Source organism: Pseudomonas sp. MIACH (assembly GCF_001269925.1).
In the GTDB taxonomy this organism is placed as follows: Bacteria; Pseudomonadota; Gammaproteobacteria; order Pseudomonadales; family Pseudomonadaceae; genus Aquipseudomonas.
Genome location: NZ_LHVO01000063.1, coordinates 253,891 through 276,912 on the forward strand (window position 1 = coordinate 253,891; position 23,022 = coordinate 276,912).

A 23,022-nucleotide genomic window follows, 5' to 3' on the forward strand; every position below is an offset into this window, starting at 1 on the left:
TTGCGCCGCTCAACTGTCCTGATAGATGTAATGCAGGTAGCTCACCTGCTCTGCAACCGGCAATCGATGCAGCTTGGGGCATGATTCGCAGAGGACCGGCGGCTCGCCTTCGACGGGCGCGTGCAACTGGTAATGCAGGCAGCAGTGCCGGCGCAACGGCAACGTGGAACAAATCTGCGGCGCAGGTGACGCGACCGTGCGTTGCAGGCCCCGCAGCTTCAGGCGCCCGTTGTTGACGAGGACCGGTTCCAGCCACTGATGTGCTTGGGCAAAGCCATCTTTCGACAGATCGGCATCCATTCGGGTGAACGCGCCGTCCCAGATCGCAACCATGTTGCCCCACAAGACTTTCTGGGCCAGGCCACCGGCAGCGGCCAGGCTGACGATCAGCGGCGCCAGATGCCCGTGGACCAACTGCGACCAGTAGGCTGCACGATCTTCGGCGGCCAGTGTCGGCAGATGCTTGGCCAGGCACAGCGCCTGAGGTTCACCGTTGTCGTGGAGCAGCACTGATTCCGGGTCCTGGAAGTCGATCGCGCAATCGAGGGTCAGCCCACAGGCCAGGGCGGCCGGCAGGACGATAGCCATGTAATTCATCGACCACTGCGAGACCACCGCCGCGCGATTCACCCCTGGATAAAGCAGGGCAAAACGGTTCAGCAAGGGTTGCAGCACGGCAGGATCGCACACCCGGTTCAAGGGTATTGCGGTTTGATCGCCGGCGTCCGTCCGGATGACCCGCTGAATGGGCGGCCAAGCCTGACTCAGCCATTGTGGAAATTCGATAACAGGTCTCCCGACTTTCCCTAATTATTGCAAACGATTAGCATTGGCCGATCCTATCCCCCCTCCATTGCAAACTCAACGTCGTCAGCGACGGGGCTCATCAAGACCGCATGCAAACTCTCCGTAATTTCTGGCGTCTCGCAGGGCCTTTCTGGGCCAGCGAGCAAAGGTACCCCGCTTTGCTGTTGCTGGTGGCCACCGTGCTGATGACGCTGTGCATGGTAGGGGTGAATATCCTCACGAACTTCTGGAACCTGCATTTCTACAACGCCTTGCAGGCCTTGGACTACGCCGGTTTTATCCTCGGCAGCGTGCAATTTATCGCGCTGCAGATCGCGACGGCGGTCTTTACCGTGGCCGCTTTCCACTTCCAGCAAAAACTCACGCTGCGCTGGCGCCGTTGGGCCACCCATAACCTGCTCGCTCAATGGCTGGGCAACCAACGCTACCAGAAGCTGAAGCTGACCGAGACCGACGTCGACAACCCCGACCAGCGGATCGCCGAGGACATCGACCTGTTCATCATCAAATCCCTCAAGTTGAGCCTGGGGTTGCTGACGTCGGTGGTGTCGCTGTTTTCCTTCCTGCATATCCTCTGGCAGGCCTCTGCCCTGGTGAGCGTGCCGTTCGCCGGTGAAGCCATTGTCATTTCTGGGTTGCTGGTTTGGATCGCTCTGGTCTACGCGGTGCTGGGCACTGGGGTGGCCTTCTGGCTAGGGCGTGCATTGCCACGACTCAACTTTATGCAACAGCGCCGCGAAGCCGACTTTCGTTTCGCCCTGATGCGCCTGCGGGAGAATGCCGACTCGGTGGCCCAATACCAAGGTGAAGCGGTGGAGAACGCCCGCTTCACCCAACGCCTGGACGCGGCCCTGGAAAATTTCTGGGCGCTGGTAAAAAAGCAGAAGCTGATCATGGGCTACTCGACCTTCTATCTGCGCAGTGCCACGGTCATTCCGATGTTCATCATGGCGCCCCAGTTCTTCGCCGGTATGTTCCCCCTCGGGCGCCTGACCCAGGTCAGCGCTGCCTTCGGTGAGGTGCACGCGGCGATTGCTTACCTGGTGGAGGTGTTCCCGGAGCTGTCGGAATGGAAGTCGGTCATCGACCGATTGATCGGTTTCCAGGAGCGCCTGGACACTGTCGAAGTCCAGTCCCAGGTCGTCGCTGGCCAGCAAACTGAAGGCCTTCAGATCAACGACCTGGATATCTGGCTGCCCAACGGCCGCAGCCTGCTCAAGGGCTTCAACCTTTCACTGAAGCCGGGTGACAGCCTGTTGATCAGCGCACCCTCGGGCTGTGGCAAGTCGACGTTTATCCGCACGGTCACCGGTCTGTGGCCGCACGCCCGCGGCTCGGCCAGTTACGATCGTGAGCGGACCCTGACCCTCTCGCAAAAACCTTACCTGCCGCTGGGCAGCCTGCGTGAAGCCCTGTGGTACCCCAGCCCACCGGACCATGACTCAGACACGGCGCTGCACCTGGCCATGCAGCAAGTCGGCCTGCAGCACCTGGGCGATCAACTGGATCAGGAACATGACTGGGCGCAGATCCTGAGCGTGGGCGAACAACAACGCTGCGCATTCGTCCGAGCCCTGCTGGCCCGCCCCGCCGTGCTGTTCCTCGACGAGGCCAGTTCGGCACTGGATGCGACAAACGAGGCGCGCTGCTATCAACTGCTGAAACAGACCCTGCCGGACACGATACTGATCAGCGTCGGCCACAATACGTCGCTGGAGCGCTTCCATTGGCAAGTCCTGGAGCTGCAGCGCGAGACTCAGTGGGTGCATCGAACGGTAAGGCAAACGACATGAGGTCGCTCGGGCGTTGGGTTCAGCGTCCACTGGCTTAGGAGCCAGGGGACGTCGACAGCATCTCGCGACCCGTTGTGGCCTTGAGTACCACCTCGGTATAAGTCCGGTCTCGTCAGGGCCTGGGATTCTTGACGTAGCGCATGACGACAAAACAGGCGATCAGAATCAGCGGTGCGATGGAGAGCATTCCCATGTACGTGGAGCCGGACAGATCGTTGATCTTGCCCACCATCACAGGTGCAACGATGCCGCTCAATTGACCGATGGAGTTGATGGCTGCAGTCCCGGTAGCGATTGCCAGCCCGGAGAAGGTCGATTGCGGGATAGTCCAGAAAATCGGGATCGCAATAAAGGTGCCCGCGGTAGCGAGTACGAGCGCTGCCATCATGGCCCATGACGAGTCGGAAAACAGGCAGGCCAGCAGGTAGCCGACTGCCGCCGCCATCAGGCACAGAACAAGGTAAGTCTTACGCTCACCGGTGCGATCGGAACGCCGGGTCATCCCTATCATGCCGATACACGCCACGATGTACGGCAGCGCGCAAAGCATCCCGACCCAGAACAAACTCTGCACACCAGAGGATTTGATCAGGTGTGGCATCCAGAAGTTGAGGCCATAGGAAGCGGTCTTAATCACGAAGTAGATAAACGCCATGATTGCAACTTCGCGGGTCAGCAACACACGCCACAAGGACCCCAGTACCGGTTTCTGGTTGACTTTGTCATGCGCCAGATTACCCGCCAGCAGGTCCTTCTCGCTGCGGCTTAACCATTTGGCCGATTCGATGTCTCGATCCAGTTTCCACAGCACCAGCAGGCCGAGTACCACACAGGGCAGTCCGGACATCAGGAACAGCCAGTGCCAGCCAGCCAAACCGAATACGCCATCCATCGTGCCCAACAGGATTCCCGCCGCTGGCCCGCCGACGGCGCCTGCCAGAGGCACTGCGAGGAACCAGAGGCCATTCATTTTCGCCAAGTGCTTCTTGGGAAACCAGCACGCCAGGTAGAACAGGATCGCGGGGCCAAAACCGGCTTCCATGACGCCGATCAGAAAACGCAGGAAGTACAGGGTGTATTGCGTGTAGGCGAACATCAACGCCGCCGTCGCCAACCCCCAGGAGATCATGATCCGGCAGATCCAGGCAGGTGCGCCGTAGCGCTTCAGACCCAGGCTGCTGGGGACTTCGAATAGCACATAGCCGAAGAAAAACATGCTCGCGGCCAGGCCGTACGCCGCGTCGGACAAACCCAATTCGTGCTGCATCTGGGTCTTGGCGAAGCTGATGTTGATCCGGTCGAAATAAGAAAAAAGAAAGCAGATAATGGCCAGCGGCATGATTCGCCAGGCCACACGCCGATAAAGCAACAGCTCGTTAATCGTTTCTTCGCTGCGCGCAAGCGCGATATCAGTCGTCATGGCGACCATGATGTTTCTCCATTGTTGTAATTATTGGAGAGAGGCAAGGTCCTCAGGAACCCTGCTCAACGGGTTCAGCTGATTAGAATCAGTTTGTTCTTGTAAGCCTGACCTCTGACGACATAGTCGGCGGCGTTTCGGTGCATGCTGGCAATCGCTTCAGGCGTCAGTTCGCGCACGACTTTGGCAGGGGCGCCGAGAATAAGTGAGTTGTCCGGGAACACCTTGCCTTCGGTGACAATGGCTCCGGCACCGACCAGGCAGTTCTTGCCGATGACCGCACCATTGAGCACAACGGCCTGAATCCCAATCAGCGCTCCGTCGCCGATGGTGCAGCCGTGCAACATCGCCTGGTGGCCGATGGTGACGCCCTCGCCCACCGTCAGCGCAAATCCCGGGTCGGCATGCAGCACCGCCCCCTCCTGCACATTGCTGTGCTGACCGATGCGAATCGGCTCGTTATCACCACGCAGAACCGCCTGGGGCCAGACACTGACGCCCTGCGCCAGCGTGACATTGCCGATGACGGTAGCGTCTTGCGCGACGAAGGTTTCGGCGTGGATGGCGGGGATAAGCGCGTCATATTGATAGATAGCCATGGCAACTTCTCCTCAGGCCTGAGCATCGGTTTTCAGAACACCGGCAGCACACAGCTCGGCAATGTGTTCGTCGCTGTAGCCCAGTTCACGCATGACTGTGTGGGTGTGCTCGCCGACGCGTGGAATCGATCGACGGGGTTGCAGACGCTCGCCATCCAGGGACAACGGCAGCAATGGCATGGCGGTGAACGATCCATCTTCGAGCTCAAGATTTGCCAGGCCGCCGCTTTGCAGTAGATGAGGGTCTTCGAACAGTTCCTCGGGCCGTCGAATCGGCGCAAACGGAATACTGCTGGCCTCAAGTTCCAGGGCCAGCGCTTGAGCGTCCATGCTGGCAAAGACTTGCGCCAAGTGAGCCAGCAGACGTGGCCGCTGCAGCACGCGATCATTGTTGGTAGCGAGGGTCTGGTCGTCCAGCAGTGCGGTCTGGCCCAGCAATTGACACAAGGCGGTCCACTGCCCCTCACCCGTGGCGGCGACGAACATCTGCTCGCCATTGGCGAACTCGAATACATCGTAAATAGCCCAGGCACTGATGCGGTTTGGCATCGGAGCAGCCGCTTGGCCGGTCACGGCGTACTGCTGCATATGCTGAGCCGCGAGCAATACGCAGTTTTCGTAAAGCGCGCTTTGCACCTCACGACCGACGCCGCTGACATGACGGTCGTTGAGCGCAGCAAGCACACCGATAGCACCGAACATACCGCCCATGATGTCGTTCACCGAACTGCCGGCGCGCAGAGGTCTGCCTACCGGGCCGGTCATATAGGCCAGGCCTGCCATCATTTGCACCACTTCGTCCAGGGCCAGGCGATTGTCGTAGGGGCCGTTGAGAAAGCCTTTGTGCGAGGCATAGATGATGCGCGGGTTACGCTCACGAATCGCGTCGTAACCGAAGCCGAGCTCGCTCATGCGGCCGGGCTTGAAATTCTCGATGAATACGTCAGCGGTATCGATCAGCTCCAGTACCGCATCTCGTCCTTGTTGAGTATTGACGTCAATGGCGATGCACTGTTTGTTGCGGTTGAACGTGCGGAAAAAACCGGCACCGGCGCCCAGCAGACGGCGTGTACCGTCTCCGCGGATCGGTTCAATCTTGATCACCTCGGCACCGAGGTCACCCAGGATCATTCCGCAGGTCGGGCCCATCACCATGTGAGAAATTTCAACGACACGAATGCCGTCCAATGGAAGCCTGGACATAGGGTTCTCCTTGATCGGGTAGGTTCAGACGCGAGCGGCAACGGATGCGTAATTGAGTGGCAGGCCAGCTCGTGCAATGCAGCCGTAGAGGGTCTCGCGCGGCAGTGCTTCGCTGAGCACGTTTCGAGAGGCGATCAGGGCTGCCAGGTCGATGCCGGTCTCGTAGCCCATGCTCTGCAGCATGAACACCAGGTCTTCTGTGACCGTATTGCCGGATGCACCCGGTGCGAACGGACAACCGCCCAACCCGGCCAGTGACGAATCAAGCTCGGTGATACCTTGCTGAACGGCGACCAGGCTATTGGCAAGCGCCAGGCCTCGCGTGTCGTGGAAGTGCGCAGCCCTGAGCTTGTCACCCGCGATGGCGCGGACCGCCTGCAAGGTGGTCGCCACTTGGCCAGGATTGGCATAGCCCGTGGTGTCCCCCAGGGACACCAGGTCGCAGCCGGCTTGCAGCACATGCCCGGTTAACGCGCAGAGATCGCTCAATGGCACATCACCTTGGCGGGTGCAGCCGAAGGCCACAGACATTCCGGCAATCACCTGAACGTTGTGCAAGCCAAGCTCGGTGCGCAGTTGGCACATTCGCGCCAGCTCTTCGACCATGTCCAACGGAGTACGGCGCACATTGGCCAGGCTATGGGCCGCGCTGACCGATACAGGCGCAATGATCCGGTGCGCCCCGGATTCCAGCGCATCGCGACAGCCGCGCAGGTTGGGCGCCAGGACCGAGACCACCAAATCCGGAAAACCCAAGGCATGGGCTACGACCTCTTTGGCATCGGCCATCTGCGGCAACAGTTTGGCGGGCACAAAGGACGCGACTTCCATGTAGCGCACGCCAGCGGCATAGGCGGCATCGATCCATTGTCGTTTGGCAGACGTAGGCATTATGGCTTGCAGGCTTTGCAAGCCATCCCGCATGCCGACTTCATTGATTGTTATTGTTGTCATGAAAAAGCTCTCACAGGCTCAAGCGTCACTGCAGATTAGAGAGCCATAGAGGGAGTAAAAAGACGTGATTTACGGGTTGATCCATCGTCAACCGCGACGGATGCAATCAGGGCTGGGAGTGAAGCGGTGCTGCGCGCAAAAGCAGATGATCCAGCAGTCGCCGTGCCGACAGCGAAAGTGCATCCCGATCACGGACACAGATAACAAACTCACCCAACGCCCAATCGTCGGTCAGGGAAATAATGCGCAAGTCAAACAACGAGGCATACCGCGCCACGGCTTCCAGTGGGAATACAGCAAGCCCCAAGCCGAATTGCACCAGGCGGAATGCCGCGTCGAACGACGATACATAGGAGCGAAACCGCAGCTCACGGCCCTCCTTCGTCGCTTCACTGCGCATGAAGTTATTCAACGTGGCGAAGGCGGATAACCCCAAGTGATCAAAGGCCAGGGTCTCGGCGAATGCAATACGGGGGCGATCAGCCAAGCAATGGTTCGACCCTACGACGACGGCCAAATGGTCCCGACGGTAGGGCAGGAACTCGAGATCGCCGATGGCCATTGAGCGCCGACAAATGCCCAAATCGGCATTGCCTTCGGCTACTCCTCGCACCACGTCCGGGCTGAAACGTTCTTCGATGTCTACCTGGATTCTTGGGTGCTCGATCATGAATTCGGACAGTTCTTCCGGTAGGAACTCCATGATTGACGAGATGTTTGCCAACACCCGTACATGCCCTCGGGCGCCTTCAGCGTATTCGCTGAGCTCGCTATCGAGCCGCTCCATCGCCCGCGTCAGAGACCGAGCGTGCCGCAGTAGCGCTAACCCCGCCGGCGTCGGTTCAACCCCGCGCTTGCTGCGGTTCAGCAGCGGCGTACCAAACCGCGCCTCAATGTCGGAAATACGTTTACTGACCGCCGACGGCGCAATGAATGCTCGCTCGCTGGCGCGCGCAATCGTGCCTTCTTCGCAGACCAGAATAAACAAGTGCAGGGATAAGTGATCCAGGTGCTGCATTACGCCCCCTCGGTTGCAACGTGGCGTGAGCCGAACGTTGTTCTTCGCCTTTTAATATCCTTGAGGTTTTCGCAGATACGCTGGCTATGCGCAATGGCGTACTGGCTGCGGCCTACTACCGATCACTGCGTTGCAGCGTAGTGAGTGCAATCAGACGTTCACTCAGGACGGCGAGCCCGGCGGGTATCCTTGGAGGGCGGATACCCGAACTGGCGACTGTATTCTCGGCTGAATTGCGATGGGCTTTCGTAGCCCACTCGATAACATGCACTCGCCACATCCAGCCCTTCACCGAATATCAATCGGCGGGCTTCCTGCAAACGAAGTTGTTTCTGATATTGCAGCGGACTCATTGCGGTCACTGCCTTGAAGCGGTGATGCAAAGTAGAGCTGCCCACATTGGCTACCCGTGCCAGTTCGTCGATACGTAAGGGTTGGGTGTAATGGCTATTCAACCAATCGATTGCCCGTGTCACCCGCCGTGTCAGCGAATCACCGAGGGCAAGCTCATACAGACGGCTTCCGTGTACGCCTCGCAGAAGGCGGTAATGCAGTTCTCGCAGGGCGAGCGGAGCCAGCATGCCGATATCCTTTGGCGTCTCCAACAGCCGTACCAGACGCAGTATCGTTTCCAGCAGGGGCACATCAACCTTTTCGAGGAACAGGCCAAGCTCCGGCTCGTCCGGCACACCCATCGGGGGAGCATCGGCGATGACCTGGGCAATTTCCGTGACCTCGAAATCAACACGGATACACAGGTACGGTGCCTCCGGGCTGGCGATCAGCACGCGACCGGACACCGGAAGTGTCACCGATACCACCAGGTAACTGAGCGGGTCGTACAGGTAACGGTCGTCACCCAGGCCGATTTCTTTTTGCCCTTGCACGATCAGGCAAAGTGCCGGCTTGTGGACGGTATGGATAAGTTCTGAGGGCGCGTCAAAACGAATGACATGCAGGGGCGCGATGGCGGTTTCATAGATCCCGGGCGTCGTAAACCGTTGTGTCAGTAAGCGAACCAGTTCGTTACGGTATAGGGCTGTGTTTTGAAGGGCGCAAGCATCGCTCTGTTCCATTCCAAGGCTCTCACACGTGTTGATAGGCATCCGCCCGACATCATCCGGCTGCACATTGTCCTGAGCATACAGACACGAATAGGCAAACGTTGTGCAGGTTTTGGCACGCGTCGACCCGGCCTGTGCCCCTAACCTTTGCGACGTACCCCACAGCTATACCGCGTCTTCAGCGGTAGACGCTGAACGTCAATGCATACAGCAGGAGCTACGGATATGTCGAACATCAAAGATAAAGTCGTACTGATTACCGGTGCAAGCAGCGGGATTGGCGAAGCGGCGGCCAGACTGATCGCGGCCAAAGGTGCCCATGTGGTACTCGGTGCCCGCCGTACCGACCGCCTGGAAAAACTGGTGAGCCAGATCCAGGCCGACGGTGGCTCCGCAGCGGCCTGCGCGCTGGACGTCACGGATCTGGAGTCCATGCGTGCGTTCGTGGCGTTCGCCAAGGCGCAACATGGCAAAGTGGATGTCATCATCAATAATGCAGGCGTGATGCCGTTGTCTCCCTTGGCCGCGTTAAAGGTCAACGAGTGGAACCAGATGCTCGATGTCAACGTTCGCGGGGTGCTGCACGGTATTGCCGCCGTCTTGCCGAACATGGAGGCGCAAGGATCCGGCCAGGTCATCAATATTTCGTCGATCGGCGGCCTCGCAGTCTCTCCGACAGCCGCCGTGTACTGCGCGACCAAATTCGCAGTCAGGGCTATCTCCGACGGCCTGCGGCAGGAAACGGACAAGATTCGGGTCACCGTGGTGTGCCCGGGAGTTGTCGAGTCTGAATTGGCCGATACGATTTCCGATGAGGTGGCGCGCGAGACAATGAAAGCCTTCCGTCGTGTGGCGATCACCGCAGACGCCATTGCACGAGCGCTCGTCTATGCCATCGAACAGCCCGACGATGTTGATGTCAGTGAGATTGTGGTGCGTCCGACGGCCAGTCCACATTGAGAGGCATGGGAGGACGGTGAGCACCTGCTCGAACAGCGCCTCCCCGAAGAACTCATCATCCTGGATATCAAAAGCACGGTGCATCGGCGGCAATAGCCGGTGCGACCTTGCACACAATCTGGTTCAGCGGCCACGTCTGCATCGCTCCCCGGGATCATCGGCCAGCCTCCAAGATAACTGGCTGCCGGCCCCTGAGGCAGGGTTGATAGGAACGAAAAATGGTTTGAACCGGCTATATCGCGATAGCGACCTACGAGACCCGCTAGAAAAACTTAAAGCCTATAACGAGTGATCAGAATGTACTTTTACGGAGAATTAAGTCATTTACGGACCTACCTGGCTCAGCCCTCAGCACTTTAAAGTACGCCAATCATTCAACTATCGGCGTCTTTATGAATCTCTGGTTTCGACTTTTCCTCATGCTGCTTCGTCGACCTTGGCGCAAACCGGTAAAAGCGCTGGAATCGACCGTCATCCGAATGCGCGTCTGGCCACTGGATCTCGACTTCAATCGACACGTCACCAACGGCCGATACTTCACACTGGCAGATGTCGGACGCATGGATTTCGTTTTGCGCAGTGGCGCCTACAGAGTAGCCATTAAAGCAAAGGCGCTGCCCATCGTCGGAGACACGTGGGGTAAATTTCGCCGTGAACTCAGACTGTTTGAAGCTTTTGAAATCCACACGAGGATGCTTGGCTGGGACGACAAGTGGAGCTTCATGGAGCATCGGTTTGTGAGCCAAGGCAGGGTGATCGGCGTTGTCGTGATGCGAGGTCTGTTTCGCTCGGCGAAAGGTATTATTCCGCCAAGCGAATTTGTTCAAGAACTGGGACTGCCCGAACAGTCACCCGAGATGCCGAACTGGCTGATGTCGTGGTCGCAGAGCTGCGATGCCATGAGCGGCCAACTCAGAGATGAAGAAAGCACCAATGATCGACTTGACGTGCCGGCCAGCCCAGTAAAAACGAAACAACCCTCGATTTTTTCCGGCAGAAGTCACCGTAAGTGACAGACCATCAACAATCACGTCTTGGCGAAAATCAGTCATGCGCTGACAACCGCTCCGTTTGGCAGCAGATGCTCATGCAACTGCGCAATGTGTTCAGGCCCGATACCGCAGCATCCACCGACAATACTGGCACCCGCCGCTACCCAGGTTCTGGACCAGTGCAGGTAGGCTTCAGGGCCCAGGTCGCGGCGAATCTCCAGCAGCGTGCTGTTGGCCTTTGCCTCGGTGCTGACAGGCGGAAACGCGTTTGCGTAAACCCCCAGCTCGATGCTTTGATCGAGGTGCAGAAGGACATCCCGCGCCACCGCCAGCGCCGCCGCCATGACTTCCGGCTGGCTGCAATTGAACAGCACCGCCCTCGCCCCCAATTCGACCGCTACATGTACCGCCTGGGCGACTGACTCCGAGGAACGCAATCGCGGTGGCTCGCCGGCTTCATCAAGCAGCGTGAACGACAGCCAAAGCGGTTTCGATTCTGCGCCAAGCGCCTCGACGACCGCCCGGACTTCAGCGATGGAACTCTGGGTTTCCGCCAGCCACACATCAACGTGCGCCTGCAATCCGGCGATGAGCTCGCGATGGATCACGACCGAACGTTGATGATCAAACAAGTCAGGTCGATAAGACCCGAGCGCCGGCGGCAACGATCCGGCCACCGTGACCGGTTCGGTGCTGCCGGCCGCTGCCTGACGAGCCAGGCGTCCGGCCCGTTCGGCCAGCGCACGGCCCTGCTCGGCAAAGCGCTCATCACCGATGTGAAACGGCACCACCGCGTAGCTGTTAGTGGTGACGATTCGCGCACCGGCCTCAATAAATGCCTGATGAGCCTGCAGCACATAGTCAGGCGCCTCGATCAACGCGAGGGCCGACCATTCAGGCTGGCGAAACGGTGCCCCGATACGCTGCAATTCGCGGCCCATGCCACCATCGAGCAAACGCAAGGACGCCTGGCTCATTGGATCGCGCTCACTTTCGGCGCCGAGGCGGCGAGCCATTGATCAACCGTGGCGCTGTTCGCCTGTACCCACGCCTTGGCCGCGACGTCCGCTGGCTGTTTTTCCTTTTCGATCTTCAGGATCAGCTCATTGAGTTGCGCAGGTTCGATCGCGACATTACGCAGGAACTCGGCAATTTTCGGTGCGCGCTTCTGCAAGGCAGCGGACGCCAGGATATGCACCTTGGCATCCGGGAAGGCGCAGGTGATCTGACTCTTGTTCAGCCAGTCCGGGTCGACGGTCGGACTGATGAATTTCCAGCAACCATCAGCCTTGTACAGCGGGTCATCTTTTTTGTTGTCCTGGGCGTAACCGTCGAATGCCGGCTCTTCCAGGCGACGCAGGTCAAAGGCCGAAAAGATCCAGTCCGGGGTGTAGGCATAGAACACCACGCCACGTTGCGCCTTGTACGCCGAGGCGAGTTTGGCGTAGGTCACCGAGGCTTCGGTGGACACCGACTCGAATTTATCGGCAAACCCGTAATCCTTGGCCTTGATCTGGCCGATGTAAGTCGACTCCCAGCCCGCCGGCCCCACCAGCAACTCCGCCTTACCGCCGCCCAGTGGCTCAAAGAGCTTGGCCACTTCAGGTTTTTTCAGGTCGTAGATGGATTTGACCCCGTACTTGTCCTGCAAATAACCGGGAATGTAAAACCCTTGTTCCCCCGCATACGGATGAGTGTTCGGCACCAATGACCGGGTGCCGCCCGTGACGTATTTAGCCCAGGCAGCCGACTGGTTAGGCAGCCAGATATCGGTCAGTACGTCGACCGAGCCGTCGCCTTTGGCGGCTGCGCTGAACAGCACCGCGACATCCCCGGCCAGATACGACACATCGCCATCCAGTCGGCTTTTGATTACCTCACCAAGGATGTGTTGAATGGCGATAGCCCCCGTCCAGTTCTGCTCGCCAATGACAATTTTGTCCTTGGCGAAGACGGTGGCCGGGAGAATCAAGGATGCCAGCAATGCGGCCGCACCGAAGGTACGCGACAGATGTGTCTTCACGATAAATCTCTCAGTTAGTTGTGCCGGTGGTCTTGCTTGCGCAAGCTCGATTGAATGATTCGGTCAGGGATCAATGCACACAGGACGATCGCCACGCCGGCGAGCACGCCTTCGCCGCCCTTGATGTTGCGCAGCGCCGTCATCACGTCATAACCCAGGCCGCCGGCGCCGATCAGGGCAGCGACCACCACCATCGACAAGCTCATGACGATGGTCTGGTTGATCCCCAATAACAGCGAGCGGCGAGCCAAGGGCAGCTGCACCTTGATCAGGGTCTGCCAAGGACTGGCACCGTGTGCCACCGCCGCTTCCACAGCATCCTTCGCAACTTCCTGGATACCCAGCGACGTCAGACGAATCATCGGCGCCAGGGCGAAAATCACGGTCGCGATCACGGCGGGGGTCTTGCCGACAGAAAAGAACGCCACGGCAGGAATCAGGTACACAAACGTCGGCAGGGTCTGCATGACGTCCAGCAGGGGCGTAATCACCCGCCGTACAAGCGGACGCTTCGCCAGCAGGATGCCGGTGGGTACGCCAATGACCAGGGCAATCAGTACCGAAGAACCGACCAGCGCCAGCGTGGCAATGGTTCGCTCCCAAAAGCCAAACAGGCCGATGTACAACAAGGCTGCGCTGCTGGTCAGTGCCAGCGCCAAGCCAGCTGAACGCCACGCCAGAAACACCAGCGCCAGTGCCGAAACCGGCCATGGCAACCAACCTAGGAGATTTTCAATGCCTTCGATGACGGTGCGAACGGCAACGATCACGCCGACGAATGCGCCCTCGAACGTCACCTGCGACCAGCCAATGAATTCATCAATGCTCTGTGCCGCCAGCAGCAAGGCCTGGCGATTGGCCGGGAACTGCAGCAGCACACCGGTGGCGTCAGGTGTGACGACGCGCCAGATCACCAGTGCCTGACTGACCACCAGCACAGCCAAAGGCAGCCCCCAACCCGATACGTTGCGCAGCACTGGCTGGCGGCTCAACGAGAACGCGGTGAAACGACTGGCCGCGAACACCATCACCGCCGCCAGAATCGCCAGCCATGATGAACTGGCAATGCCCTGGGCCAATGCCGCTAGCGCTGCGAGTTCAACGGCGAAGCCGAGCCAAAACAAACCGCCCTTGCCTCGCGCAGCAAGCGCCGCAGGTCCCAGCAACAATGCCTGCCACCCGCGCAAGCCGGGGCGGACGTGCGGCCCACGAGGAGCGGTTTCGGGGGGCTGAAGGCCAACGCTGTCGACGCTGTGCAGGGGTGTAGGGGTTGGACTGAAGTCCCGGAAAAAGTCGGCAACTTCGGCGTCAACCGGATGCTCGAGCAACTGTTTGGGCGTGCCCAATTGCACCAGCCGTCCTCGGCGCAGCACTGCGATGCGGTCAGCGAGGCGTATGGCTTCGGCCGGGTCATGGGTGACCAGCAATGTGCTGATACCGCGCTCACGCACCAGTGCCAGGAAATGACGTTGCAGATCGCGTCGAATGGTCGGATCCAGCGCACTGAACGGCTCGTCCATCAGTAGAATGTCCGGATCAGTCACCAATGCGCGTGCCAGGCCGACCCGTTGCTGCATGCCACCGGACAACTCATGGGGATAATGCTCGCCCCACCCCTCCAGACCTACCGCCTGCAACTGCAGAATAGCCGCCGCATGACGAATCGACTCGGGTTCACCACGCAACTCGAGGGGCAGTGCGACGTTGTCCAGCACCGTACGATGGGGCAACAGGCCAAAATGCTGGAACACCATCCCGATGCGGCGCGATCTCAAGTCACGCAAAGCTTTGTGGCTCAAGCCGCTGATGGCCTGCCCTTCGATCAAGACCTCGCCACTCGAGGGCTCAATCAAGCGATTGATATGCCGCAGCAGCGTGGATTTCCCGCTTCCTGATGTGCCCATCAGGCACAGAACTTCACCGCGCCGCACCTTCAAACTGACATTGCTGACGGCCGGCAGCACTGACGAACCTTTGCGCAGATAGGCTTTGGTGACGTCTCGCAACTCAAGCACAACATCGGCCTCATTGGCGTGATCGCTGGAGGGTTGCGCACGCTGTTGAGATGAGTCGATCCGGGCAGTTGCCAAAGAGGTTTGAATAAGTGTCACAGGAGCTCCGGGCAAGCGACCCCTGGATGCGGGCAACGCGCTCGCCCCAGAGTAGAAAATTGGCTGAGCCCCAGGCCATGATCCGAACACCGTCGCCTGAAGCAAAAAAAGCGCCGCGCACGGAGCGCAACGCTTTCCAGAGACATAAAGCTAATCGATCTTAAAAAGAACAAATAAATATCTTTTTGGAATTAACTTAAGCCTTCTCGCCCCGGCTATCTGCGTCTGATTATTGAAATCAAAAATAACTAAAAGGTATCAATAAATAAAAAATATGCATTTATCGTTATAAAAATATCGATGGCCGCGTTTCTCGAGCATCAGGCTTTCGAAGGCGTGGTCGTGCTGTCGGCGAGCCGGAGCAAACGCCTGGTCAGCGCCAACGGTGCATTTATCAGCCGCGCGCTGTTGCCCTTCGACGTGACGCGCCAATCGGAACGCTATGAACTGCGCCTGAGCCCTCCCCATTCGCCTGGCTTCCAGGTGGATGACCCGAGCCTGGCGGTGGGGATCCGGGCACTGAGTCGGATGACGTTGAGCTACATGATTGACGCTCCTCGGTTGTCGCCCTAGGGTCCAGAACGTCGAATTCAGACCGCGCGGTGCGGTTATATCCATAGCAACAAAGGATATTGGTATATACCAGATCACTCCCTTATAAATCGCTTCCATCAAAAGACGTTGGACTGGAGTGGCAAGCGATGGTGTCGGTAAAGGTAATGCTCGAGTACTTCCATCCCTGGCCGAATTCGGCGGGTTTGTACCTGGCGCGGGAGCGCGGCTGGTATGAAGAGCTGGGCCTGGATGTGGAATTGGTGGTGCACGACCCCTACCGTGGCGACACCCTGCAGCACCTGCTGGCCGGTGCGGCGGATTTTGGCGTATTTCCCAGCAACCGCCTGCTGGTGCGCCGTGCCCTGGGCCAACCGTTGCAAGGCATCGCGGCGATCAACCATGCGGGCCTGGAGTCGATCCAGACCCTCACCGATTCCGGCATCCGTCGCCCGCGAGACCTGGCCGGCAAGCGCCTGGCCCTCAACCCGACACCACGTGGCCTTGCCATGGTGCGCCACTTGGTGAGCCGCGACGGAGGCGACTTCGATGCGGTGATCCTGGTGGACAGCGGTGTGCGCGAACTGCGCCCCGAGCAGCTCGCCGAAGGTATCGCCGACGCCAGTTTTGGCGGTTACTGGGCCTGGGAAGCGTTGATGCACAGCCCCATCGAAGCGGCGCGGCGCGTGGTGTTGCGGGTGGACGACATCGGCGCACCGGCCTATCACAGCTACCTGCTCGGCACCCATGAACGCACCCTGACCGACAAACCTGAAGTCGTGCGTGACTTCCTCGCGGCCACCGCCCGAGGTTACCTGGCCGTGGCGCAGGATCCGTCGATTGCCCTCGCCGCCTACGAACACACCACGCCGTATTTCCCGGCCGAATTGCTAAGTGCCTCGCTGCATAAAATCGCCCCGACCTGGCTGCATGAAGGCCGCTGGGGCGAGCAACGCCAGACGCTGCTGGCTCCCTACGCCGAGTGGCTGCACGAGCATGCGGTGCTCGACAATCCGCACGTGTGGCAAGGCGCAACCAGCAACGCTTATCTGCCCGAGGTGAGCGCATGAATCCCCAACGCACCGCTCACGGCCTGGGGCTGGAGCCGGTTACCGCCGACTGGCCGGCCCTGCACGAAACCGACATCGAACACCTGCTGCGGGAGTACCCGCAACTGGGTCCGCTGCATAGGCTGCATTGGCACAGCCCACGGCCGTTTTCCGCCGCCGGATTGATCACCACCGGTAACGCGACGCTGTTCGTCAAACGACATCACCAACGGGTGCGCCAAGCCGCGTGGCTGCACGAAGAACACCAACTGATCGCCCACCTGCATCGCCGGGGCGCGCCGGTGGCGGCGGTAGTACCGAATCGACATGGCGCGACGGCCACGGTGCAAGGTGAGTGGACCTATGAAGTGCACCACGTCGCCGAGGGCCTGGACCTGTACCGCGATGCGCTGTCGTGGTCGCCGTTCCAGAATCTTCAGCATGCCTTCGCCGCCGGCCAGGCGTTGGCCCGTTTGCATCAGGCCGCCGAACACCACGACGCGCCCCAACGCCAGACCCACGTGCTTCTGGCCAACGCACGACTGATCGGGCAGTCTGCGCCCCTGGAAGCCATCGCCAACATCGCCAGCCCTTACCTGGCAGGCAAGGATTGGCGAGCCCAACTCAGCGAACTGTTGTTGCCGTGGCACAACGCGTTGCACCCGTTGCTACGTGAACAACCACCGTTGTGGACTCACAACGACTGGCACGCCTCCAACCTGTTATGGAATGCTGACGGTGGCGTTTCGAGCGTGCTGGATTTCGGCCTGGCCGACCGCACCTTCGCCCTCTTCGACCTGGCCACTGCCATCGAACGCAACGCCGTACCGTGGCTGGAACTGGACACTGGCGGTGCGGCTCGCGCCGATCTCGACAGCGTCGATGCCCTGCTTACCGGTTATCACCAGGTGCGCCCACTGGGCGCGAAGGATTTACATACCCTCAGCGCTTTACTGCCGTTGGTGCATGTAGATTTCGCGCTGTCCGAAGTGGCGTATTACCAGGATGTGGTGGGCTCCACGGCCAGTGCAGATGTGGCGTACTACACGTATCTGCTGGGCCATTTGCGCTGGTTTGCCGGGCTGCAAGGGCAACGTCTGCTCGGCCATATCCGACGTAAAACCGTATGAGTATTCTGGTCGATAGCCAATGGCTGCAGGCGCATCTGGACGACCCTGGAGTCGTGGTGCTGGATGCCACCGTCGTGCTGCCGTCACCCGAGTTCGATGGCGATTACCGCGTCGAGCGCGGTTACGAGGGCTGGTTGCAGGCACATATCCCAGGCTCGCGGCATGCCGACCTCTTGACTGAACTGGCGGACACCCAGGCCAGTTTCAGCTTTGCCTTGCCGAGCCCCGAGGCACTGGTGAACGCGCTGGCAAACCTTGGCGCCGGCGAAGGAAAAGCCGTGGTCATCTATGACCGCGCCGACGGCTTCTGGGCCGCACGATTGTGGTGGATGCTGCGTGGAACAGGTATCGACGCCAGGGTGCTGGATGGCGGTTTCAACGCCTGGCGTAAAGCCGGTCTGCCAGAACACAGCGGCCCTGCCAAGCCGATAACGCCTGTGCAACCCTGGTCAATCAACCCACGCCCAGAGCTGTGGATTGACCGCAGCGGCGTAGAAGCAATCGTCGCTGGCAACGCACGGGGACAACTGATCTGCGCCCTCGGCGCGGCCCTTTTTGAAGGTACCGCTGCCACCCGCTACGCCCGACGCGGGCATATCCCCGGCAGCCTTAACCTGCCGGCCCGCCTGCTGTTCGACGCCCACGGCCGCTACCTGCCCAAGGATGCCCTGGCCCTGGCGATTGGCCCCACGCTGCTGCACAGCGAAGGCCCACTGATCCTGTATTGCGGCGGCGGTATCTCCGCGGCTGCCAACGCGCTGGCCCTGACCCTGCTGGGTCGCCAGGACATCGCGATCTACGACGGTTCCTTGCAGGAATGGGCCGCCGACGCACGTTTACCAATGACTACCGGAGCAGCTCCGGCCTGACGCCACTTTCGGCGAATTCGGCTTTTTCATCACGAACTGGCAACCCGTCCGTTGCGCAGCGCTGGGCCCCTTTGCGCCCGATAAAAGCGTACGGCAATGGCCGGCAGACCTTTGGAGCGCTCTTTATATGGCTACACCTTATCGTCAAACGCTGCTCGCCCTGAGCATCACCCTTGCCGCTGCGGCGGCCCATGCCCAGGAGGCGACGCTGGACACCGTCACCGTCGTCGGCCAGGAAACCACCGACTATCAGGCAAAAAAAGCCGCCGTGGCCGTCTTCGATAACGCGCCGTTGCTGGACACCCCGGCATCCGTCGCAGTGATCACCGAAGCCCGCCTGAAAGACCAGCAAGCGCGCCTGCTCAGTGAGGTGTTGAAGAATGATGCCTCGGTGGGTGACAGCTACGCGCCGGTCGGCTACTACGAGAATTTCGTGATCCGTGGCTTCGCCCTCAACCCGGCCAGCAGCTACAAAATCAACGGCCGCACCATCACCGGCGAGCAGAACGTCGCGCTGGAGAACAAGCAGCAAGTGGAAGTGCTCAAGGGCCTGGCCGGTTTGCAAAGTGGCGTCTCCGAGCCCGGTGGGCTGGTCAACTACGTGAGCAAGCGCCCGGAAAATGTGCGCTCGGTGACGGTGTCTACCAACGAACAGGGCGAGCGCTACCTGGCCACCGATATCGGCGGCTGGCTCGGCACCGAGCAGCAGGTGGGCGTACGCATCAACCTGGCCCACGAAGACATCCGCTCCTACGTCGACCACGCCGATGGCAAGCGCGACTTCGCCTCCTTGGCGCTGGATTGGAACATCAGCCCCAGCGCCCTGCTGCAACTCAACGCCGAGTACCAGGACCGCGAGCAGCGCTCGGTGCCGGGCTATCAATTGCTCGGTGGCACCGACGTGCCGCATCACGTTTCGCCCAAGGACCTGCTGGCGTACCAGAGCTGGTCGAACCCGGTGGGCATCCGTTCCCTGAACCTCGACGGGTTGTTCGAATACCGCTTCAACGACGCCTGGAAGGCCAGCTTCAGCGCCTCCCGCAGCCGCGTGGTGATCGACGACTACAGCACCTTCGCCTGGGGTTGCTACGGCGCCACAAGTTGCGCGGGCACCGCCGTGCCCAACCACTTCAGCGCAGAGGGCGACTACGACATTTCCGACTACCGCAGCCCGGACGACACCCGCAGCAACGAAGAGGCCCAGGCTGCGCTCAATGGTCAGTTCGACACTGGTTTCCTCAAGCATGACCTGACCTTCGGCACCACCGCGTTCCGTCGCCTGGTGGACCGGCGCACGTCGGTCAACGCGTACATCGGCGAGGGCAATATCTACCAGCCGTCACCGGTACTGGAACCCTACGACGGCCCGCTTGGCCACACCTACCGGCGCCTCGACAGCCGCCAGTACGGCCTGTTCGCCAGCGACCGCATCAGCTTCAACGAGCAGTGGCAAACCATCCTCGGCGGGCGCCAGGTACGCCTCGATGAAGAGACTTACAACCAGGCCGGCGCCACCACTCGGCACACCCAGCGCAGCGTGTTCCTGCCCCAGGTGGCGCTGATCTATAAACCGCGCCCGGACACCTCGTTGTACGCCAGCTACAGCAAGGGCCTGTCCCTGGGTGGCGAGGCCGCGTGGTTCAGCAGCAACGCCGACGAGGTGCTGCCGCCGACCACCTCGCGCCAGCTGGAGGTCGGGATCAAGCGTGACTTCCAGCGCCTGAGCCTGACCGCGGCGCTGTTCCAGATCACCCAGGATTTGCAATACAACCGACCGAACGAAGACGGCACTACCACCTTTGTGCAGCAAGGCAAGCAGAAAAATGTGGGCATCGAATTGTCCGCCAACGGCCACGTGACCTCCGACCTGCAAGTGTCGGCCAGCGTTGCAGCGATCCGCGCCCGGGTCAGTGGCAGCGGCACCGATGACTACGACGGTCACCAGGCGATCAACGTGCCCAAGCTGCGTGCCAGCCTCCACGGTGACTACAGCATTGCCGGCATCCCCGGGCTGGCGCTGCTCGGCGGGGTGCAATACAGCGCGAGCAAATACGCCAACCGCGAAGCCACGGTGAAGGTCGACGACTACGCGGTGTTCGATGTGGGCGGTCGCTACAGCACCAAGGTGGGCGATTACGCCACTGTGCTGCGCCTGACTGTCGACAACCTGTTCGACAAACGCTACTGGCGCGATGTGGGTGAATCCGCAGGCGACGGCTACCTGTTCCTGGGTGCGCCGCGCACGGCGCGGTTGTCAGCCACCGTCAATTTTTAAGGCCGAGCGTTACCCTGGCCGACCAACGCAAGCGCCAGCTCAAGCAACAGGCGTTGCACCTGGAAAATTGGTTTTTGAGAGAACCCTATGTCGCCACTCGAAATCGTCGCCGTACTCTTCAACATCGCCGGGGTCTGGCTCACCGCACAACGGGTGCGCTGGTGCTGGCCCGTCAGCGTGGTCGCGGTGGTGTTGTATGCCTGGATCTTCTTCGACGTGAAGCTGTATTCGGACATGCTCCTGCAACTGGTCTTTGCCGTGCTGCAAGGCTATGGATGGTGGCGCTGGAGCACCGGCCGCGTTAACGCCGGCAAGGTGCGGGTGGAACGCCTGCCGCTTCAGGAAGCGTGGCGGCACGTGCTCGCGGGCGTGATCGGCGCCGTGGCCCTGGGTGCGGTGATGCACCACTTCACCGACGCCGCCCTGCCCTGGCTGGATTCGCTGCTCACGGCCTTCAGCCTGGTCGCCAGCCTATGGGCGGCGCGCAAGTACGTGGTCAGTTGGTGGCTGTGGATCGTGCTGGACGCGGCCTACGTGGGCTTGTTCCTGTACAAGGACCTGCAACTGACCGCTGCGCTGTATGCCGGTTTTGTGCTGCTGGCAGCCTACGGTTTGCGTGCCTGGCAACGTGACCTGCAGCAGCAGGAGCATATAACCAAAGTGTCGGTTCACAGCGTTTAATATCATTAAACACAGAGCGTTTATCACGTTTAAATATAAACAAACGCCCGGCTGTTCTTAGGCAACAGACCCGCCCCCCGCGTGTCCCCCAACCTTTTTGCCCGCAGGAAGCACCATGTCCGATCCCACCCCGCTGTTATTCGGCCTTTATGAACAAGCCAGTGTCGGCTGCGGCGGCGCGCCCAGCCTGTGGACACACCCGGCCGATGAACGGCTGAATATCAACACTCTCAAATACTGGTCGAACCTGGCCCGCACGGCGGATGAAGCCAACCTGGACTTGATGTTCTTCGGCGATGTGCTGGGCTTTTACGACGTATTTGGCGGCTCTGAAGCGATGGCATTGAAATGGGCCGTCGAAGCCCCCGCCAACGACCCGCTGACGATCATTCCGGCGCTGGTGGCCCTCACCGAAAAACTCGCGTTTGGCGTCACCGTCACCACCAGCTACGAGCACCCGTTCACCCACGCCCGACGCTTCAGTACGCTGGATCATTTGTCCGATGGGCGCATCGGCTGGAACATCGTCACTTCGTACCTGTCCAGCGCCGCGCGCAATTTCGGCCTGGAGCAGATGATCAAGCACGATGACCGCTACGAGCGCGCCGAAGAGTTCCTGGAGGTGGTCTACAAGCTTTGGGAAGGCAGCTGGGCCGATGACGCCGTGGTTGCCGACAAACGCTCGCAGACCTACGCCAATGGCGCGCGGGTGCGCCCGATCCAGCACGCGGGTGAACATTACCGCGTCGCCGGCCCGCACCTCAGCTCGCCATCGCCACAGCGCACGCCGTTGCTGATCCAGGCCGGCTGGTCGGCACGCGGCCGGGAGTTCGCGGCCAAGCACGCGGAACTGGTGTTTATCGCCAAGTCCAACCCGCTGGATATCCGCCAGGGCCTTGAAGATATCTGGCGCCAGGCCGAAGCCCGTGGACGTCAGGCCGCCGATGTGAAGTCGCTGACCGTGCTGCGTATCGTCACCGCTCCCACCGCCATCGAGGCACAGAAAAAATACGACACCCTGCAAAGCAACTATCACCTGCAAGCACAGTTGGTGAGCTATGCCGGCGACACCGGCATCGACATCAACCGCTACGCCGACAACGAAGCGCTGTCGACCCACACCGAAGGCATGACCTCTTACGTGATGCGAGCCGATGGCAGCGGCAAACCATTGACCGCAGGCGAGGTGCGCCAACGCTTTGCAAATGTTACCCGTGGCAGCGACCTGATCCTGGTGGGCACCCCGGAGCAGATCGCAGAAAAGATCGAGGAGCACGCACGCATCTCCGGTACCAGCGGCTACATGCTCAACCCGCTGATCAGCCCAGGTTCGTTGAATGACTTCGTCGAACTGGTGATCCCGGCCCTGCAAAAACGCGGGCTGTACCGCACCAACGCGCAAAGCGGCACACTGCGCTCGCGCCTCAGCGTCGACGGCAGCGATCGCCTGCCAAGCTCGGCCCATGGCGCTTCGTTCCGCTTTGCCTGAAGCCTGCGTGGGACCAGGTGACCTGCGCCAACA

19 protein-coding genes and 1 pseudogene are annotated in these 23,022 nt (G+C 60.3%); 10 read left to right on the top strand and 10 right to left on the bottom strand.

All coding sequences use genetic code 11. From position 1 onward, the window contains the following. Positions 1 to 9 precede the first annotated feature (9 nt). A complete protein-coding gene (gene fhuF, locus AD670_RS27845) occupies positions 10 to 675 on the bottom strand; it encodes a siderophore-iron reductase FhuF (protein WP_371263201.1) in 666 nt (221 codons plus the stop codon). 221 nt (positions 676 to 896) lie between these two features. On the opposite strand from fhuF, the gene AD670_RS27850 reads away from it, so the two are divergent. After that, positions 897 to 2,600: an ABC transporter ATP-binding protein/permease gene (locus tag AD670_RS27850; protein WP_053139769.1), complete on the top strand. Its 1,704-nt coding sequence runs from the start codon at positions 897 to 899 to the stop codon at positions 2,598 to 2,600. A gap of 112 nt (positions 2,601 to 2,712) precedes the next feature. Here AD670_RS27850 and AD670_RS27855 read toward each other — a convergent pair whose 3' ends face one another. The 6 genes from AD670_RS27855 to AD670_RS27880 form a co-directional block, all read right to left on the bottom strand. Then, positions 2,713 to 4,029, bottom strand: a complete 1,317-nt coding sequence (locus AD670_RS27855; protein ID WP_053139772.1) for an MFS transporter — start codon at positions 4,027 to 4,029, stop codon at positions 2,713 to 2,715. A gap of 65 nt (positions 4,030 to 4,094) precedes the next feature. Next, a complete protein-coding gene (locus AD670_RS27860; protein ID WP_053139775.1) occupies positions 4,095 to 4,619 on the bottom strand; it encodes a gamma carbonic anhydrase family protein in 525 nt (174 codons plus the stop codon). A gap of 12 nt (positions 4,620 to 4,631) precedes the next feature. Further along, positions 4,632 to 5,822, bottom strand: coding sequence for a CaiB/BaiF CoA-transferase family protein (locus AD670_RS27865; protein ID WP_053139777.1), 1,191 nt, complete (start codon positions 5,820 to 5,822; stop codon positions 4,632 to 4,634). Positions 5,823 to 5,846: 24 nt separating this feature from the next. Then, on the bottom strand, positions 5,847 to 6,776 hold the full coding sequence (locus tag AD670_RS27870; RefSeq protein WP_053139778.1) for a hydroxymethylglutaryl-CoA lyase: 930 nt from the start codon (positions 6,774 to 6,776) through the stop codon (positions 5,847 to 5,849). Between the two features lie 106 nt (positions 6,777 to 6,882). Further along, on the bottom strand, positions 6,883 to 7,794 hold the full coding sequence (locus AD670_RS27875) for a LysR family transcriptional regulator (protein ID WP_053139781.1): 912 nt from the start codon (positions 7,792 to 7,794) through the stop codon (positions 6,883 to 6,885). A 158-nt stretch (positions 7,795 to 7,952) separates the two neighbouring features. Then, positions 7,953 to 8,870 (bottom strand): AraC family transcriptional regulator, encoded by a 918-nt coding sequence (locus tag AD670_RS27880; protein ID WP_053139783.1) that lies wholly within the window; start codon positions 8,868 to 8,870, stop codon positions 7,953 to 7,955. A 213-nt stretch (positions 8,871 to 9,083) separates the two neighbouring features. Here AD670_RS27880 and AD670_RS27885 point away from each other — a divergent pair, with 213 nt between their 5' ends. Both AD670_RS27885 and AD670_RS27890 read left to right on the top strand, forming a co-directional pair. Then, complete coding sequence (locus tag AD670_RS27885) at positions 9,084 to 9,818, top strand: SDR family oxidoreductase (RefSeq protein ID WP_053139788.1); 735 nt, start codon at positions 9,084 to 9,086, stop codon at positions 9,816 to 9,818. A gap of 392 nt (positions 9,819 to 10,210) precedes the next feature. After that, positions 10,211 to 10,831, top strand: coding sequence for a thioesterase family protein (locus AD670_RS27890; RefSeq protein ID WP_082341060.1), 621 nt, complete (start codon positions 10,211 to 10,213; stop codon positions 10,829 to 10,831). A gap of 35 nt (positions 10,832 to 10,866) precedes the next feature. On the opposite strand, the gene AD670_RS27895 is transcribed toward AD670_RS27890, so the two are convergent. Genes AD670_RS27895 through AD670_RS27905 form a run of 3 tightly spaced genes read right to left on the bottom strand, consistent with a single transcriptional unit; the run spans position 10,867 to position 14,848 of the window. Beyond that, on the bottom strand, positions 10,867 to 11,787 hold the full coding sequence (locus AD670_RS27895; protein WP_053139791.1) for a homocysteine S-methyltransferase family protein: 921 nt from the start codon (positions 11,785 to 11,787) through the stop codon (positions 10,867 to 10,869). Continuing rightward, complete coding sequence (locus AD670_RS27900) at positions 11,784 to 12,833, bottom strand: glycine betaine ABC transporter substrate-binding protein (RefSeq protein ID WP_053139792.1); 1,050 nt, start codon at positions 12,831 to 12,833, stop codon at positions 11,784 to 11,786. The genes AD670_RS27895 and AD670_RS27900 overlap by 4 nt, the downstream gene beginning before the upstream one ends. 14 nt (positions 12,834 to 12,847) lie before the next feature. After that, entirely contained in the window at positions 12,848 to 14,848 is a 2,001-nt protein-coding gene (locus tag AD670_RS27905) for an ATP-binding cassette domain-containing protein (RefSeq protein WP_156338326.1), read from the bottom strand. Between the two features lie 384 nt (positions 14,849 to 15,232). Here AD670_RS27905 and AD670_RS31560 point away from each other — a divergent pair. The 7 genes and pseudogenes from AD670_RS31560 to AD670_RS27940 form a co-directional block, all read left to right on the top strand. Continuing rightward, positions 15,233 to 15,406: pseudogene (locus AD670_RS31560) on the top strand (XRE family transcriptional regulator); the annotation flags it as partial. A 239-nt stretch (positions 15,407 to 15,645) separates the two neighbouring features. Beyond that, entirely contained in the window at positions 15,646 to 16,566 is a 921-nt protein-coding gene (locus AD670_RS27915) for an ABC transporter substrate-binding protein (protein WP_053139797.1), read from the top strand. Beyond that, positions 16,563 to 17,675, top strand: a complete 1,113-nt coding sequence (locus tag AD670_RS27920) for a phosphotransferase (RefSeq protein WP_053139799.1) — start codon at positions 16,563 to 16,565, stop codon at positions 17,673 to 17,675. Before AD670_RS27915 ends, AD670_RS27920 begins: the two co-directional genes overlap by 4 nt. Then, on the top strand, positions 17,672 to 18,544 hold the full coding sequence (locus AD670_RS27925; protein ID WP_053139800.1) for a sulfurtransferase: 873 nt from the start codon (positions 17,672 to 17,674) through the stop codon (positions 18,542 to 18,544). The genes AD670_RS27920 and AD670_RS27925 overlap by 4 nt, the downstream gene beginning before the upstream one ends. Positions 18,545 to 18,671: 127 nt before the next feature. Continuing rightward, the gene (locus AD670_RS27930; RefSeq protein WP_053139801.1) at positions 18,672 to 20,819 is read left to right on the top strand and encodes a TonB-dependent siderophore receptor; all 2,148 of its coding nucleotides are present in this window, start codon (positions 18,672 to 18,674) and stop codon (positions 20,817 to 20,819) included. A gap of 87 nt (positions 20,820 to 20,906) precedes the next feature. Beyond that, positions 20,907 to 21,500, top strand: coding sequence for a nicotinamide riboside transporter PnuC (pnuC, locus tag AD670_RS27935; RefSeq protein ID WP_053139802.1), 594 nt, complete (start codon positions 20,907 to 20,909; stop codon positions 21,498 to 21,500). A 115-nt stretch (positions 21,501 to 21,615) separates the two neighbouring features. After that, positions 21,616 to 22,989, top strand: a complete 1,374-nt coding sequence (locus AD670_RS27940) for an LLM class flavin-dependent oxidoreductase (protein ID WP_053139803.1) — start codon at positions 21,616 to 21,618, stop codon at positions 22,987 to 22,989. Positions 22,990 to 23,022: the final 33 nt, after the last annotated feature.

Bases quoted from the DNA above. Each gene is read 5' to 3' on its own strand.
- AD670_RS27890 (WP_082341060.1), top strand. From the start codon at position 10,211: ATGAATCTCTGGTTTCGACTTTTCCTCATGCTGCTTCGTCGACCTTGG.
- AD670_RS27920 (WP_053139799.1), top strand. From the start codon at position 16,563: ATGAATCCCCAACGCACCGCTCACGGCCTGGGGCTGGAGCCGGTTACC.
- AD670_RS27850 (WP_053139769.1), top strand. From the start codon at position 897: ATGCAAACTCTCCGTAATTTCTGGCGTCTCGCAGGGCCTTTCTGGGCC.
- AD670_RS27870 (WP_053139778.1), bottom strand. From the start codon at position 6,776: ATGACAACAATAACAATCAATGAAGTCGGCATGCGGGATGGCTTGCAA.
- AD670_RS27880 (WP_053139783.1), bottom strand. From the start codon at position 8,870: ATGGAACAGAGCGATGCTTGCGCCCTTCAAAACACAGCCCTATACCGT.
- AD670_RS27930 (WP_053139801.1), top strand. From the start codon at position 18,672: ATGGCTACACCTTATCGTCAAACGCTGCTCGCCCTGAGCATCACCCTT.
- AD670_RS27860 (WP_053139775.1), bottom strand. From the start codon at position 4,619: ATGGCTATCTATCAATATGACGCGCTTATCCCCGCCATCCACGCCGAA.
- pnuC (WP_053139802.1), top strand. From the start codon at position 20,907: ATGTCGCCACTCGAAATCGTCGCCGTACTCTTCAACATCGCCGGGGTC.
- AD670_RS27895 (WP_053139791.1), bottom strand. From the start codon at position 11,787: ATGAGCCAGGCGTCCTTGCGTTTGCTCGATGGTGGCATGGGCCGCGAA.
- AD670_RS27885 (WP_053139788.1), top strand. From the start codon at position 9,084: ATGTCGAACATCAAAGATAAAGTCGTACTGATTACCGGTGCAAGCAGC.
- AD670_RS27875 (WP_053139781.1), bottom strand. From the start codon at position 7,794: ATGCAGCACCTGGATCACTTATCCCTGCACTTGTTTATTCTGGTCTGC.
- AD670_RS27925 (WP_053139800.1), top strand. From the start codon at position 17,672: ATGAGTATTCTGGTCGATAGCCAATGGCTGCAGGCGCATCTGGACGAC.
- AD670_RS27915 (WP_053139797.1), top strand. From the start codon at position 15,646: ATGGTGTCGGTAAAGGTAATGCTCGAGTACTTCCATCCCTGGCCGAAT.
- AD670_RS27865 (WP_053139777.1), bottom strand. From the start codon at position 5,822: ATGTCCAGGCTTCCATTGGACGGCATTCGTGTCGTTGAAATTTCTCAC.
- AD670_RS27940 (WP_053139803.1), top strand. From the start codon at position 21,616: ATGTCCGATCCCACCCCGCTGTTATTCGGCCTTTATGAACAAGCCAGT.
- AD670_RS27855 (WP_053139772.1), bottom strand. From the start codon at position 4,029: ATGGTCGCCATGACGACTGATATCGCGCTTGCGCGCAGCGAAGAAACG.